Here is a 14,750-nt window from a genome sequence, read left to right as displayed (position 1 = left end):
CCCCTCTAGTTCGTCGGCGCGCTGCCCGTCTGGCTCGCTTGCCCTGAGTACAGCAGCGCCGACCCTCGCTTTACCCGGAGTCGTCCCAAGGAACGCACGCAAGTGTGCCCGCCTCCATTCGCCGCCCTTCTGGGCGGCCTTTTTTATTCGCGGGCGCTATCGTTTTCCGCCGGCCCACACCGCTGCAGCGGCTTCGTCCCTGCTCATATAGCGGTTGATCAGACGCAGCATGGTGCCGTCGCGGTTCATGCCGTCAACCAACTGGCGCCAGGCTCTGGCTTCGCTGTCGGGGAAAGCCCGCTTGGTCAACACTAGGCTGCGCGGGCTGGGCGCGTCGTCCTTCTCCCAGTCCGCCACTTTCACCCTGTCTTCCAAACCGTGTTGTCTGATTTTCTGCCGATACACCATGGGCGTGGAGAAAATGCCCGCAACGCGACGCTGGTCCAGCATGCGGAACAGGACATCCTCCTCCGCCACTTCCACCAAACGGCGCTGCACGCCCAATTGCAAGACCAAGGGATCGAAATAACGGCTGGTGCTGTAACTGCGCACGATGGCCCAGCGGCTGGACGGAGCATCCTGGATGAAGGACTCCATCGAGCGGATGGAGTCGGGCACGTCTATCGATAAAATCGCGTACTGACGCAGCTGGATGTAGTTGAAAAACCAATAGATTTTGCTGCGTTCCGGGGTCTCGATCGCGGAACCGGTCATATCCAGCGAGCCGGCCTCCAGTTCCTGCCAGATGCGAGCCCGCGGCATCACCACGAACTCGAACTCGCAACCGCTGCGCCGCCGCAATTCCTCCGCCACGTCTCGATCCAAGCCGCGGCCGGCGCTGTAGAACTGGCCGATCTCGTAAAAAGCGAAACGGATCGGCCGCTGCGGACACGACACGCCGCCATGAGCGCCGCCGGCCCAGCAGGCCGCCAGCAACAGACATGCTCGCGCCAGTCCTGTTTTCACGGTGGGTACGCCTCCCGGCCATGCCGGATTCATCGCCATGCCCAGCGCACGGCACTCCCCACTATAGGCAAAGCGCCGCCGGCTTTAAGAGCCGGCTCGCGTTTTCAGAACTTCATCAGGCTCTTCAAGGCGAGACGCACGCCCTCGCTCACCGTCACCTCGGCCGGCAGGCCCTTGGTGGCGGCCGCGGCCTCCTTCTCGTTGTAACCCAAGGCCAGCAAGGCATTGACGATGTCGCCCTTCTCATCCGGCGTGGCGGCGAAAGCCAGGCCCCCCGGCGCGGTCAGCGTGCTGCCGGTGGCCAATTTGCCGCGCAGCTCCAGCACCAGACGCTCGGCGGTCTTCTTGCCTATGCCCGGCACCGCGGACAAGCGCTTGATGTCTTCGCTGGCCACCGCCACCGCCAGTTCATCGGTGGTCATGCCGGACAGGATGGCCAGGGCGATCTTGGCGCCGATGCCGGTCACCTTGACCAGTTGCCGGAAGGTCTGTCTATCCTCCTTGCTGGCGAAGCCGAACAGCAGATGGGCGTCTTCCCGCACCACCAGATGGGTGAACAGCGTGGTTTTCTGACCCAAGGCCGGCAATTGATAAAAAGTGGTCATCGGCACATCGACTTCATAGCCGACCCCGTTGACGTCCAACACCACTTGCGGGGGCAGTTTTTCGATGAGATTGCCGCTCAGGCGTCCAATCATGTTCCGGTTCTTTCTTCAAGCGATTACAGGCGCGTCGGCTAGACCAGCCGGCCGCCGCGAATTTTCAGGCCGCTCTGCGCCAGCTGGCCCAAGGCGCCGGCGCTGAGATTGGCGTGCGCCAAGGCCACCGCCAGCGCGTCGGCGGCGTCGGCCTGGGGCGTGCCGGACAAATTAAGCATCCGCACCACCATGTGCTGCACCTGCTCCTTGGCGGCCTTGCCGTGACCGGCGACGGACTGCTTGACCTGCAGCGCGGTATATTCCGCCACCGGCAGGTCCCGCAACACCAGCGCGCTGATGCAGGCGCCGCGCGCCTGACCCAGCATCAGCGTGGCCGCCGGATTGACGTTGACGAACACTTGCTCGATCGCCGCCGCCTGTGGTTGGTAGGTATCGATCACGCCGAACAGGCCATCGACGATCACGCGGATGCGATCGCTCAAAGGCGCGCCCGGCGGCGTGCGGATGCAGCCGGAGGCCACGTAATGGCGTTGCTGGCCGACCAGATCGATCACCCCGAAGCCGGTGATGCGGCTGCCGGGGTCGATGCCGAGGATGCGGCGCGCGCCGGGAAGAAGCTGAGCCGACATCGCCTCAGCCCGGGACGGCGCGCAATTGCGCATCCAACTGCCGCAATTGCTGCGGCGTGCCCACATTGTGCCAGACGCCGTTGAAATACTCGCCGCTGGCCCGTCCGGCCGCAATCGCGGCGTCGTAAAACGGGCGCATCGGCGCGAAGCGGCCTGCGGAAAGGCCGGCGAACATGCGGGTATCGTAAAGGCCGATGCTGGAGAAGGTCAGCTTGCGCTCGCCGTCGGCGCGCAGGCCGCCGTCCGGCTCCAAGGCAAAATCCCCGCCCGCGTGGAAAGCCGGATTGTCCGTCATCACCAGGTGCATGCCCGGTTCCTCAAGCCCCTCCAGCGCGTCCAGCCGCGGCAGCAGGCTTGCGTAGTCGTAATCGGTATAAATGTCCGCCGCCACGCACAGAAAAGCGCGCTCCCGTCCCGCCCGCAAGCTGGGCAAGGCCTTGGCGATGCCGCCTGCGGTTTCCAAGGGCTCGCCCTCGGCGGAATAGGCGATGCGCGCGCCAAAGCGGCCGCCGTCTCCCAGCACCTGTTCTATCTGCGCGCCCAGCCAGGCGTGATTGATCACGATGTCGGCGAAACCGGCCGCCACCAGGCGCTCGATCTGCCAGACGATCAGGGGCTTGCCACCCACCTCCAGCAAGGGCTTGGGCGCATGGTCGGTCAGCGGCCGCATCCGCTCGCCGCGACCGGCCGCCAGAATCATGGCTATCGGCATGCTCATCCCTTGTAGCTCAAGGCCGGGTAGGTCGATTGCAGCTCGTCATCGGTCTGGTCCTTGCCCACCAACTGCAGCAACAGCTGATAGAGCGGCGCCAGTTCCTGGTAACGGCGGGTGGTCCGTTTCAGATACTTGATGAAACGCGGAATCTCGGCGCGGTACTTGTCCTTGCCGTCGCGATGGAACAGACGCGCGAAGATGCCGGCCACTTTCAGGTGGCGCTGCACGCCCATCCATTCGAAATCACGATAGAAGACGTCGAATTCGGCCGGCACCGGCAGGCCGGCGGCGCGCGCCTTTTCCCAGTAGCGGATCGCGATATCGAGCACGAAGGGCTCGTCCCACTCGATGAAGGCATCGCGCAGCAGGCTGACGATGTCGTAGCTGACCGGGCCGTACACCGCATCCTGAAAATCCAATACCCCGGGCTTGCCCGGCGTCAGCATCAGGTTGCGCACGATGAAATCCCTGTGCACGAACACCTTGGACTGGGCCAGCAACACCGGCAGCAAGGCCTTGACCCCGGCGTCCCACAGCTGGCGTTGCGCGAAATCCAGCGGCCGGCCCAATTCCTTGGCGCAGAACCACTCCGGAAACAGGTTCAACTCGCGCGTCAGCAGCGCTTCGTCGTATTCCGGCAACACTCCCGGCTGACTGGCGGACTGGATCTCCACCAGGGTGTCCAGCGCCTCCAGCAATAGATGGCGCCGCACCTGTTCGCGCCCATCATGCTCCAAAGCGGCCAGATAGGTGACCCGGCCCAGGTCCTCCAGCAGCAGCAGGCCCTGCTCTCTATCCCGCGCCAGCAGCTTGGGAACATTGACCATGGCGAAAACGTCGCGCACTTGCACATAGGCGTCGGTGCTCATTTTTTCCGGCGGCGCGTCCATCACGATGCAACTCGCGCCGTCCGGCCAGGTCGCACGGAAGTAGCGCCGGAAGTCGGCATCCGCGGCGGCGAATTCGAGCCCGATGTCCTGTCCCGGGTACAAATCCGCCAGCCATTTTTTGATGAGTTCCTGTCTATGCATGTCGCTTCGTCTTGGTGCTGATAGAATTGGCTGATTTTATACTGCCCCGCCGCCCCTTAGATATGGCTTTGTGCATGCCCAGAATCAAACCCAATCCGCTGGCCCTGGCGCTGGCGGCCGCGTTCTCACTGCAGCCGGCGCTGGCGCTGGCCGATGAAGACGCCCCTATCGCCCTGCCCACCCCGCCCAAGGCCGAAGGCCAGACCCACGTCACCGCCGACGATATGGACGGCGAGATGAATGTGGAGCTGAAAGCCCGCGGCAATGTGGTGGTCACCCGCGACGACCAGAAACTGGAGTCCGACTGGCTGGACTATTACCAGAACAAGGACCGGGTCAAGGCCGGCGACCGCTTCAAGATGACGCGCGGCGTCGACGTGGTCACCGGCACTACGCTGGATTACAACGTCGCCAACTACAGCGGCACCGGCATGAACCCGGTGTTCGCCATGGGCAAGCCGGCGCCCGCCGCCAAGGGCGCGCCGGCCGCCACCCGTCCGATGAGCACGGTGCCGATGCGCGGCGACGGCCAGCAAGTGGATTTCCGCGGCCAGAACGAGTACCGGGTCTACAACAGCCGCATCAATAGCTGCGAACCCGGCGACGACTCCTGGTATCTGAACTCCTCGCTGCTGGACCTCGACTACAACAACGGCGTCGGCGTCGCCCGCAACGCGCGGCTGAATTTCTACGGCGTGCCCATCCTGTACACCCCGTGGATGGACTTCCCGCTCAACGGCAACCGCAAGAGCGGCTTCCTGCCGCCCACTTTCAAGACCGGCACCAACGGCACCGAAGTCGCGCTGCCCTATTACTGGAATATCGCGCCCAACTACGACGCGACCATCACCCCGCATTTCAACGACAAGCACGGCACCATGCTGGGCGCGGAATTCCGCTATCTGCAGCCCAATTACGCCGGCTCGATCTACACCGAGCAATTGCCCAAGGACAAGGTCACCGACAAGAACCGCTACGCCTGGTATGCGACGCATAACCAGACGCTGGCGCCGGGTCTGACCTTCGGCTACAACGCCAACTACGTCTCCGACCCCAACTACTTCAAGGATTTCGGCGACCGTCTCAGCATCGCCGCCAACGTCAACCTGGTGCGCGAAGCCTGGCTCAGTTACGGCTTCGGCTGGCAAGGCGGCTCGGCCAACGCCACTTTGCGCGCGCAGCGCTACCAGACTCTGCTGGAAAAGCCGACGTCAGGGGACATTCCCTATGCGCGGCTGCCGCAACTGACTTTCACGGCCAACCAGCAATTGTCGCAGGGCTTCAGCGCCAATCTGCAAAGCGAACTGACCCGCTTCTCCCATCCGACTCTGCAAACCGGCGACCGCCTGGTCGCCTACCCCAGCCTGACGTGGAGTCTGGACAAGAGTTGGGGCTTTCTGCGTCCCAAGCTTGGCCTGCACCTGACCGAATATAATCTGGACGCGCTGCCCGGCCAGCAGAGCCGTTCGGTGTCGCGCAGCCTGCCTATTTTCAGCACCGACGCCGGCCTCTATTTCGACCGCGATACCGAGTTTCTGGGCCAGGATCATCTGCTGACGCTGGAGCCGCGCCTGTTCTACGTCAATATTCCAACCCGCAATCAGAACAACCTTCCCAACTTCGACACTTCGCTAAACGATTTCAACTTTGCGCAGCTGTTCACCGAGAATCGTTTCTCCGGCTCCGACCGTGTCAACGGCGCAAATCAGCTGACCACGGCGCTGACCAGCCGCCTGATCAGCCAGGAAAACGGCCTGGAGCGGCTACGGCTGACCGTGGGCAAGCGCTATTATTTCAACCAGGACGACATCCAGTTGGATGGAGTGCCGAAACAACGCACCGTCAGCGGCTCCAATCTGCTGCTGGGCGCCAGCGGCGATCTGGCCCAGGGCTGGCGCTTGGACAGCTCCTATGAATGGAACGAGGCGCTGAAAACCACCGAACGCTACAATGCCCAGCTGCGCTACAACCCGGCGCCCGGCAAGGTGCTCAGCGCCCGTTACCGCTACGGCCGCTACGAGCAGTTGGACAACTCCACCTTGTACGGCCCCTTGCGCCAGGTCGATATCGGCGCTCAATGGCCTATCGCCAAGAAATGGTATGCGCTGGGCCGCTACAACTATTCGCTGGCCGACCGCAAGCCGCTGGAACAACTGGCCGGATTCGAGTACAACGACGGTTGCTGGTCGGCGCGCCTGGTCGGTCAGCGCTATGTCAGCGACCTGATCACCACCAAGAACGCCATTTATTTCCAGCTGGAATTCAAGGGCCTTGGCGGCTTCGGCAACAATCCGCTCAACACGCTGAAGCTGGCGATTCCCGGCTATAGCAAGACTAACGATTTATAAGCGATGATCATGAAACAGACTCTGCTCGCCCTGCTGCTGGCCGGCGCCCTGCAAGGCGCCGTCGCCGCTCCCGCCGCCCCGGTCAAAGAAGTGGACCGCATCGTCGCGGTGGTCAACAAGAACGTGATCACCTGGCTGGATCTGCAATCCCGCGTCGACGAAGCCATCAAACAGCTGCAAGCGCAGAAAGTGACGCCGCCGGCGCGCGCCGTGCTGGAAAAACAGATGCTGGAACAGATAATTACCGAGGAGGTTCAGCTGCAGTACGCCGCCAGCGGCGGCCTGCGCATCGACGACGCCGCGGTGGATCAGGCGGTGGCCAATCTGGCCAAGCAGAACAAGATGGACGTGGCCGGCCTGAAAGCCCAGCTGGCCAAGGAAGGCCTGGCCTTCGACAAGCTGCGCGCCGAAGTGCGCAAGGAACTGACCATCGCGCGCCTGCGCGACAGCGAAGTCGCCGCCAAGGTCAACGTCAACGAGACCGAAGTCGATCAGGTGCTGAAAAGCGCGCAGAGCGGCAACCGCGCCGAATACCACCTGGCCAGCATCCTGATCAACGTGCCGGAACGCGCCGACGCCAAGCAGATCGACGCGCTGTCGAAGAAGGCCGAGAAAGCGCTGACGGATCTGGAGTCCGGCCAAGCCTTCGCCAAGGTATCGGCCAGCTACTCCGACGCCCCCAATGCACTGAAAGGCGGAGACATGGGCTGGCGCAGCGCGGTGTCGCTGCCGGTTGAGTTCGTGCAGATGCTGGAACAGCTGAAAACCGGCCAGCACACCAATGTGATCCGCACCCAGCAAGGCTTCTTCATCTTCCAATTGCAGGACAAACGCGACAGCGGCGCGCCGATGATGGTGGAGCAATACCATGTGCGCCACATCCTGATCCGCACCAACGAGGCGGTGTCGGCCAACGACGCCAAAACCCGCATCGAACAGGTGCGCGACCGCATCCAGCGCGGCGCCAAGTTCGCCGACATGGCCAAGCTCTACTCCGAAGACGGCAGCAACGCCAAGGGCGGCGATCTGGGCTGGGTCAATCTGGGCGATCTGGTGCCGGATTTTGAGAGCGCGATGACGCAACTGCCTATCGGCCAATTGTCGCCGGCGGTGCGCACGCCCTTCGGCTGGCATTTGATCCTGGTGGAAGGCAAGCGCAATCAAGACGTGTCCGGCGACCGCGAGCGGCTGGCGGTCAAACAACAGATCCGCTCCCGCAAGATCGAACAGGCGTACGCCGACTGGGTGCGCCAACTGCGCGACTCCGCCTTCGTCGAAGAACGGCTGGACGAGAAGTAAGATGAGCGTCCCCGTATTGGCCGTCACCACCGGAGAACCAGCCGGCGTGGGGCCGGATCTGGCGCTGCGGCTGACGGAGGCCGGCGTCGGCGCGCGCTGCGTGCTGATCGGCGACAAGACCTTGCTGGCCGCGCGCGCGCGGCAGCTGGGCCTCTCGCTCGCGCTGCGCGATTACGCGCCGGACACGCCCGCGCCGGCACAGGGACTGGAAGTTTGCCATGTGCCGCTGGCGGTTCCGGCCGCTCCCGGCCGGCTGGACCCGGCCAACGCCGGCTATGTGCTGGCGATGCTGGACCGCGCCATCGACGGCTGCCTTAGCGGCGAGTTCGCCGCCATGGTGACCGCGCCGGTGCACAAGGGCGTCATCAACGACGGCGGCGTCGCCTTCTCCGGCCACACCGAATACCTGGCCGAACGCACGCACACGCCCAAGGTGGTGATGATGTTGGCCGGCGGCGGCATGCGCGTGGCGCTGGCCACCACCCATCTGCCGCTGCGGGACGTCGCCGACGCCATCACCGCGGACAGCCTGGAGCAGGTCATCCGCATCCTGCACGGGGATCTGTGCGCCAAGTTCGGCATCGCCGCGCCGCGCGTGCTGGTGGCGGGCCTGAATCCGCACGCGGGCGAAGGCGGCCATCTGGGGCGCGAGGAAATCGAGGTCATCGAACCGCTGCTGGCGCGGCTGCGCGGCGAGGGCATGGACCTGATCGGCCCCTTGCCGGCCGACACCCTGTTCAACCCCGACAAGCTGCGGCGCTGCGACGCGGTGCTGGCGATGTATCACGATCAAGGCTTGCCGGTGCTCAAACACGCCAGCTTCGGCGCCGGCATCAACATCACCCTGGGCCTGCCCATCGTCCGCACCTCGGTCGACCACGGCACCGCGCTGGATCTGGCCGGCAGCGGTCAGGCCCACCCGGGCAGTCTGTTCGAGGCCGTGCAGCTGGCGGCGCAACTGGCCGCCTCCGCCGCGAACTGACTCAGCGGACGATCACCTCGTCCGGCAACTCGTTGACGCTGGGCCCGCCTCGGAGCGGCGCATGCTCGATCAACAAAGCGTGTATCCGCCACAAGCCGGCCTCCAGGCCGGCCACTCGCTTGCCTTCCGCCATCGCGCGTCCGACTTCGGCGCAAATCTCCTCCCAGGCCCGCGACGGCACCCGCCGGTCTATGCCGCGATCGGCGACGATTTCAATGCGGCGCTCCGCCAGCAACACATACACCAGCACGCCGGTGTTCTCCTCGGTGTCCCATACCCTCAGCAGGCCGAACCACTCCAGCGCCCGTTCTCGAGCGCTCATGCCGCGCCAGGCATCGCGCCAATCCAGCGCCGACTCCACCACAAAGCGCAGCTGACCGGCGTGTTCGCGTTCCGAAGCCGCGATGCCTTGCTGCAAACGCGCCAGTTCCGCGGCGGGAAAACGCCGTCGCGCCAAGTAGCCGGTGCTGGCCAGATGACGCAGCACTCTATGCCATGATTTCCACATCACCAATCTCCCGAAGCGCCGCCGCCGCCAAATCCCCCGCCGCCGCCGGACCAGCCGCCTCCGCGGCCGCCGCTGCTTCCGCCGCGCCAACTCCCGCCGCCTCCGCCGCCGAACGACAAGCCGTGGGCGCCGATCACCAGGCACAGGAGCGCCGCCACCGCCCCGGCCAGCAAGGCGAACACGACGCCTGCGCCCAGCAGCAAGGCCGCGGCGACGCCCAGGCCGCCCATGATGAGGCTGCCGATCAAGCGTCCGAACAGGCGGCTGACGACGCCGGCGCCGAACAAGACCGCGAACGCCAGCGCCGGCCAACTGTCTTCCCAGCCCTGCTGCTGAGTCCGCGTCGGCGGGGGCAGCTTTTCGCCGTCGATCAGACCTTCCAGTTGCGACGCCGCCGCTTGAATGCCCTGAAAGCGCAAACCCTGCTTGAACAGAGGCCTCAGCGTGTCCTGCAGAATGCGCTTGGCGTAGATGTCGGGAATCGCGCCCTCCAGGCCGCGGCCCACCAACAACTGGGTCTTGTGCTGATCCGCCACGATCAGCAGCAGCACGCCGTCGTCCACCCCCTTGCGCCCCAGCTTCCAGGCGTCCATCACCCGGGTGCCGTAGTCAAAAGGCGTTTCCGGCTCCACCGACGGCACGATCAAGACCGCCAGCTGACTGCCTTTGCGCTGATGAAAGCTCAGCAATTGCCGTTCCAATTGCCCGCGCTCGTCCGCCGATAAAAAACCGGCCAGATCCACCACCGGCGAACTGGGCGGCGGCACCGCCAGTTCCGCCCGCGCCAGCTGCGCGCACAGCAGCAACGCGATGCCCAAGCAACGCCATAGCGCCCTCATCTTATTTGCTCGCCTCCGGCTCGCCGAAGTTGACCTGCGGCGCGGTGGAAATGGCCTTCTCGTTCTCCACGGTGAAATTCGGCCGGGTCTTCAGGCTGAACATCATCGCGGTCAGATTATTGGGAAAGGTCCGCACCGTGCTGTTGTACGCCTGCACCGAATCGATATAACGCTTGCGCGCCAAGGCGATGCGGTTCTCGGTGCCCTCCAGCTGCGCCTGCAGATCGCGGAAGGATTGATCCGCCTTCAGCTGCGGATAGTTTTCCGACACCACCAGCAAGCGGGACAAGGCCGAGCCCAGCTGATTCTGCGCCGAGGCGAAATCATTGAGCTTTTTCTCGTCCGTCGCCATCGACGCATCCATCTGGATGCTGCCCACCCGCGCCCGCGCGGCGGTGACTTGGGTCAGCACCTCTTTTTCATGCTTGGCGTAGCCTTGCACCGTCTTGACCAGATTGGGAATCAGATCCGCGCGCCGCTGGTATTGATTGATCACCTCGGACCAGGCCGCGTTGGCCGCCTCGTCCTGAGTCTGCATCGCGTTGTAACCGCAGCCGCTCAGCGACGCCGCCAATAACAAAGCCATCGCCCACTTCTTCCACATCATCCTGTTCTCCATTCCCGTCGTGGCCGCGCCATCCCGATCAGCGCAACGCGTTCGAGCTTCAGTTTACCCATAAAAAGCATAAAACCAGCAGTTTTCGCCCCGCCTATGGAATAGCGCGCACCATTCCCTCCCCTGCGCGGCCAGACCGGCAAGACCGGCGCGCTCCGCCCCCGGCCCGCCTTGCCCAACAATATACAATTCGCGCCAATATCTTGAAGTAAAGAGGGAAATCCCTAGTGAATACGGGTTTTTCGCAACGCAACAATTGGGCTACACTGGTGGACGTTTTTCCAATAATGACAGCTGCACGGACAATGACCACCACCACCCAAGCCCGTGTGCGGGAGATCCCGTACAACTACACCTCGTATTCCGACCGCGAAATCTTCATCCGCCTGCTGGGCGCGCCGATGTGGAAGCTGCTGGAAGAACTGCGCGCCGAACGCAAGACCGGCCGCTCCGCCCGCATGCTGTTCGAGGTCTTGGGCGATATCTGGGTGGTGGACCGCAACCCCTATCTGGTCGACGACCTGCTGGACAATCCCAAGCGGCTGGCCGCCTTGGTGGACGCGATGCGCCACCGGCTGGCCGAAGTGGAAAAACGCCGCGAAGGCAACGACAAGGTGGGCAAGATGCTGACGGCGGCCCGAGCCGCCGTCGAGCGCTTCGCCGAACAGTTCGAGGATACCCGCGAACTGCGCGCCAAGATTCTGAAGAAGCTGTCCCGGCTCACCCGCCGCGACAATATCCAGTTCGACGGTCTGTCCCGCGTCGCCCACGTCACCGACGCCACCGACTGGCGCGTCGAATACCCCTTCGTGGTGCTCAGCCCGGACGGCGAGGCCGAAATCGCGCCGCTGGTGCGCGCCTGTATCGAGCTGGGCCTGACCATCATTCCGCGCGGCGGCGGCACCGGCTACACCGGCGGCGCGGTGCCGCTGGACCGCATGAGCGCGGTGATCAACACCGAGAAGCTGGACCACCATCTCGGCGTCGAACAGGTGGAACTGCCCGGCCTGGACGGCCCCCGCGCCACCATACAATGCGGCGCCGGCGTGGTCACCGCCCGCGTCGCCGAGGCCGCGGCGGCGGCCGGCCTGGTGTTCGCGGTGGACCCCACCTCGGCCGAGGCCTCCTGTATCGGCGGCAATATCGCGATGAACGCCGGCGGCAAGAAGGCGGTGCTGTGGGGCACCACGCTGGACAACCTCGCCAGCTGGAAAATGGTGGACGCCGACGGCCAATGGCAGTTCATCGAACGCCTGGGCCACAACTACGGCAAGATCCACGACGTCGACGTCGCCCGCTTCCGCGTCAGCCAACTCAAGGACGATGGCCAGACCGTGGTGTCCAGCCGTCAGCTGGACATCCCCGGCAGCGCCTTCCGCAAAGTGGGCCTGGGCAAGGACGTCACCGACAAATTCCTGGCCGGCCTGCCCGGCGTGCAGAAGGAAGGCTGCGACGGCATCATCACCAGCGCCCGCTTCGTGCTGCACCGCATGCCCAAGCACATCCGCACCGTCTGTCTGGAATTCTTCGGCACCGTGGCCGAGGCCACGCCGGCCATCGTCGAAATCACCGACCTGTTCAAACCCGGCGGCGCCGGCCTCGCCGCCGGCGTGCAGCTGGCCGGCCTAGAACACCTGGACTGGCGCTATGTGCGCGCGGTGTCCTATGTGACCAAGGCCAAGAGCAAGGGCCGGCCCAAGATGGTGCTGATCGCCGATCTGGTGTCGGACCACGAGGACGCGGCGGCGGAAGCCGCCAGCCAGGTGGTGCGGCTGGCCAATGCGCGTCACGGCGAAGGCTTCATCGCCATCACCCCGGAAACGCGCAAGCGCTTCTGGCTGGACCGCAGCCGCACCGCCGCCATCGCCAAACACACCAACGCCTTCAAGATCAACGAAGACGTGGTGATCCCGCTGCCGCGGCTGGGCGATTACAGCGACGGCATCGAACGCATCAATATCGAACTGTCGATCCAGAACAAGCTGCGCCTGCTCGACACCCTGACCGAATATTTCCACGGCCGGCTGCCGGTGGACAAGCTGGACACCAATCTGCCGTCGGAAGAACTGATCGGCGACCGCCGCGCCTCGGCGCTGTCCCAGCTCGCCATCACCCGCGACCGCTGGCAATGGCTGTTGGAACACCTTGACCGTCCCTTTCACGAATACCGCGAACGCTGGCCGCACGCGCCGCTGGAAGACGCCGCGGCGACGCCGGCCTCGGTGTTTCACGCGCTGCGCGATATGGTCGTGCGCGTCAGCTGGAAGCGCGAGATGCAGGCCGAGCTGGAGCAGCTGTTCTCCGGCAACACCGACGGCCCCATCCTAGCCGCCATCCGCGCCATCCAGCAAAAAGTGCTGCGCAGCCGCGTCTTCGTCGCGCTGCACATGCACGCCGGCGACGGCAACGTCCACACCAACCTGCCGGTCAACTCCGACGATTACGAGATGCTGCAGACCGCGCACAAGGCGGTGGAGCGCATCATGGCGCTGGCGCGCGCGCTGGGCGGCGTGATCTCCGGCGAGCACGGCATCGGCATCACCAAGCTGGAATTCCTCAGCGAAGAAGAAATCGCCCCCTTCCGCGCCTACAAGCAGCAAGTGGACCCCAACGGCCACTTCAACCGCGGCAAGCTGCTGCCCGGCGCCGACCTGGCCATGGCCTATACGCCGTCGTTCTCCTTGCTGGGCGCGGAGTCGCTGATCCTGGAACAATCCGACATCGGCGCGATCAGCGATTCGATCAAGGACTGCCTGCGCTGCGGCAAGTGCAAACCGGTGTGCTCCACCCATGTGCCGCGCGCCAATCTGCTGTACTCGCCGCGCAACAAAATCCTCGGCGTCGGCCTGCTGACCGAGGCCTTCCTCTACGAAGAGCAGACCCGCCGCGGCGTCAGCCTCAAGCATTTCGAGGAATTGTCCGATGTCGCCGACCATTGCACGGTCTGCCACCGCTGCGTCAAACCCTGCCCGGTCAAGATCGACTTCGGCGATGTTTCGGTGGCGATGCGCAACTTCCTGCGCAAGACCGGCAACAAGAGCTTCAACCCCGGCACCGCCGTCGGCATGGCCTTTCTCACCGCCAAGGACCCGGCCACCATCAAGGCCTTGCGCACCGGCCTGGTCGGCGTCGCCTACAAGGCGCAGCGGCTGGGCAACGCGGTGGGCAAGCGCCTGGGACTGATAGGCTCCCAGACCCGGCAGCCGCCGGCCACCGTCGGCAAGGCCCCGGTCAAGGAGCAGGTGATCCACTTCATCAACAAGCCCATGCCCGGCGGCCTGCCCAAGAAAACCGCGCGCGCGCTGCTGGACGTGGAAGACGCCAGCATCGTGCCCATCATCCGCAACCCCAAGCTGTCGGAAGACGCGGAAGCGGTGTTCTACTTCCCCGGCTGCGGCTCGGAGCGCCTGTTCAGCCAGGTCGGCCTCGCCACCCAGGCCATGCTGTGGCATGTCGGCGCGCAGACCGTGCTGCCGCCCGGCTATCTGTGCTGCGGCTATCCGCAGACCAGCGCCGGCTATCAGGACAAGGGCGACGCCATCACCACCGAGAACCGGGTGCTGTTCCACCGCGTGGCCACCACGCTGAACTATCTGGACATCAAGACCGTGGTGGTCAGCTGCGGCACCTGCTACGACCAATTGTCGCAATACCGCTTCGAAGACATCTTCCCCGGCTGCCGCATCATCGACATCCATGAATACCTGATGGAGAAAGGCGTCAAGCTGGACGGCGTAGGCGGCCAGCAATACCTGTATCACGACCCCTGCCACACGCCGATGAAGGCCTATCAGCCGATGAAGGTGGTCAACGAGCTCTTGGGCGGCGGCGTGGCACTGTCGGACCGCTGCTGCGGCGAATCCGGCACCTTCGCCGCCAGCCGGCCGGACATCGCCACCCAGGTGCGCTCGCGCAAGGAAGAGGAAATCAACAAGAACCTGCAAGCGCTGACCGGCGGCGCCAAGCCGGCGCAGCCGGTGAAGATCCTGACCTCCTGCCCGTCCTGCCTGCAAGGCTTGTCGCGCTACGGCCCGGACACCGGCACCGAGGCCGACTACATCGTGGTGGAAATCGCCAAGCATGTGCTGGGGCCGAACTGGTTGAAACAGTATGTGGACCAGGCGCGCGATGGCGGCATTGAGCGCGTGCTTCTATAAG

The 14,750-nt window shown here is 64.6% G+C and carries 12 protein-coding genes; 4 read left to right on the top strand and 8 right to left on the bottom strand.

The window, feature by feature from the left end:
• Nucleotides 1–156 precede the first annotated feature (156 nt).
• From QUG03_RS15440 to amgK, 5 genes are all read right to left on the bottom strand, one after another.
• A complete protein-coding gene (locus QUG03_RS15440; protein ID WP_227106555.1) occupies nt 157–966 on the bottom strand; it encodes a substrate-binding periplasmic protein in 810 nt (269 codons plus the stop codon).
• A gap of 104 nt (nt 967–1,070) precedes the next feature.
• Entirely contained in the window at nt 1,071–1,664 is a 594-nt protein-coding gene (gene ruvA, locus QUG03_RS15435; RefSeq protein WP_107797902.1) for a Holliday junction branch migration protein RuvA, read from the bottom strand.
• 38 nt (nt 1,665–1,702) lie between these two features.
• Complete coding sequence (ruvC, locus tag QUG03_RS15430; RefSeq protein ID WP_227106553.1) at nt 1,703–2,254, bottom strand: crossover junction endodeoxyribonuclease RuvC; 552 nt, start codon at nt 2,252–2,254, stop codon at nt 1,703–1,705.
• 4 nt (nt 2,255–2,258) lie between these two features.
• Nucleotides 2,259–2,966, bottom strand: coding sequence for an N-acetylmuramate alpha-1-phosphate uridylyltransferase MurU (gene murU, locus QUG03_RS15425; protein ID WP_253313482.1), 708 nt, complete (start codon nt 2,964–2,966; stop codon nt 2,259–2,261).
• 2 nt (nt 2,967–2,968) lie between these two features.
• Complete coding sequence (gene amgK / locus QUG03_RS15420) at nt 2,969–4,000, bottom strand: N-acetylmuramate/N-acetylglucosamine kinase AmgK (RefSeq protein ID WP_227106549.1); 1,032 nt, start codon at nt 3,998–4,000, stop codon at nt 2,969–2,971.
• A gap of 74 nt (nt 4,001–4,074) precedes the next feature.
• Between amgK and QUG03_RS15415 the strand changes: the two genes are divergently transcribed.
• Genes QUG03_RS15415 through pdxA form a run of 3 tightly spaced genes read left to right on the top strand, consistent with a single transcriptional unit; the run spans nt 4,075 to nt 8,629 of the window.
• On the top strand, nt 4,075–6,348 hold the full coding sequence (locus tag QUG03_RS15415) for an LPS-assembly protein LptD (RefSeq protein WP_500820361.1): 2,274 nt from the start codon (nt 4,075–4,077) through the stop codon (nt 6,346–6,348).
• A gap of 9 nt (nt 6,349–6,357) precedes the next feature.
• Complete coding sequence (locus QUG03_RS15410) at nt 6,358–7,647, top strand: peptidylprolyl isomerase (protein WP_500820360.1); 1,290 nt, start codon at nt 6,358–6,360, stop codon at nt 7,645–7,647.
• 1 nt (nt 7,648) lies between these two features.
• Nucleotides 7,649–8,629: a 4-hydroxythreonine-4-phosphate dehydrogenase PdxA gene (gene pdxA / locus QUG03_RS15405; protein WP_500820359.1), complete on the top strand. Its 981-nt coding sequence runs from the start codon at nt 7,649–7,651 to the stop codon at nt 8,627–8,629.
• 1 nt (nt 8,630) lies between these two features.
• Here pdxA and QUG03_RS15400 read toward each other — a convergent pair whose 3' ends face one another.
• From QUG03_RS15400 to QUG03_RS15390, 3 genes are read right to left on the bottom strand one after another with little or no spacing between them, the layout of a single operon-like run.
• Nucleotides 8,631–9,137, bottom strand: a complete 507-nt coding sequence (locus tag QUG03_RS15400; RefSeq protein ID WP_500820358.1) for a TPM domain-containing protein — start codon at nt 9,135–9,137, stop codon at nt 8,631–8,633.
• Nucleotides 9,137–9,976 (bottom strand): TPM domain-containing protein, encoded by an 840-nt coding sequence (locus QUG03_RS15395; protein WP_488878461.1) that lies wholly within the window; start codon nt 9,974–9,976, stop codon nt 9,137–9,139. Before QUG03_RS15395 ends, QUG03_RS15400 begins: the two co-directional genes overlap by 1 nt.
• A 1-nt stretch (nt 9,977) precedes the next feature.
• Nucleotides 9,978–10,580, bottom strand: a complete 603-nt coding sequence (locus tag QUG03_RS15390; protein ID WP_500820383.1) for a LemA family protein — start codon at nt 10,578–10,580, stop codon at nt 9,978–9,980.
• A gap of 317 nt (nt 10,581–10,897) precedes the next feature.
• Between QUG03_RS15390 and QUG03_RS15385 the strand changes: the two genes are divergently transcribed.
• Nucleotides 10,898–14,749 (top strand): DUF3683 domain-containing protein, encoded by a 3,852-nt coding sequence (locus tag QUG03_RS15385; RefSeq protein ID WP_500820357.1) that lies wholly within the window; start codon nt 10,898–10,900, stop codon nt 14,747–14,749.
• Nucleotide 14,750: the final 1 nt, after the last annotated feature.

The organism is Chromobacterium sp. CCUG 30098, assembly GCF_059916605.1.
This window is presented reverse-complemented; position numbering and strand designations above follow the sequence as displayed.

Bases quoted from the DNA above. Each gene is read 5' to 3' on its own strand.
- ruvA (WP_107797902.1), bottom strand. From the start codon at position 1,664: ATGATTGGACGCCTGAGCGGCAATCTCATCGAAAAACTGCCCCCGCAA.
- ruvC (WP_227106553.1), bottom strand. From the start codon at position 2,254: ATGTCGGCTCAGCTTCTTCCCGGCGCGCGCCGCATCCTCGGCATCGAC.
- murU (WP_253313482.1), bottom strand. From the start codon at position 2,966: ATGCCGATAGCCATGATTCTGGCGGCCGGTCGCGGCGAGCGGATGCGG.
- amgK (WP_227106549.1), bottom strand. From the start codon at position 4,000: ATGCATAGACAGGAACTCATCAAAAAATGGCTGGCGGATTTGTACCCG.
- QUG03_RS15415 (WP_500820361.1), top strand. From the start codon at position 4,075: ATGCCCAGAATCAAACCCAATCCGCTGGCCCTGGCGCTGGCGGCCGCG.
- QUG03_RS15410 (WP_500820360.1), top strand. From the start codon at position 6,358: ATGAAACAGACTCTGCTCGCCCTGCTGCTGGCCGGCGCCCTGCAAGGC.
- pdxA (WP_500820359.1), top strand. From the start codon at position 7,649: ATGAGCGTCCCCGTATTGGCCGTCACCACCGGAGAACCAGCCGGCGTG.
- QUG03_RS15400 (WP_500820358.1), bottom strand. From the start codon at position 9,137: ATGTGGAAATCATGGCATAGAGTGCTGCGTCATCTGGCCAGCACCGGC.
- QUG03_RS15395 (WP_488878461.1), bottom strand. From the start codon at position 9,976: ATGAGGGCGCTATGGCGTTGCTTGGGCATCGCGTTGCTGCTGTGCGCG.
- QUG03_RS15390 (WP_500820383.1), bottom strand. From the start codon at position 10,580: ATGTGGAAGAAGTGGGCGATGGCTTTGTTATTGGCGGCGTCGCTGAGC.
- QUG03_RS15385 (WP_500820357.1), top strand. From the start codon at position 10,898: ATGACCACCACCACCCAAGCCCGTGTGCGGGAGATCCCGTACAACTAC.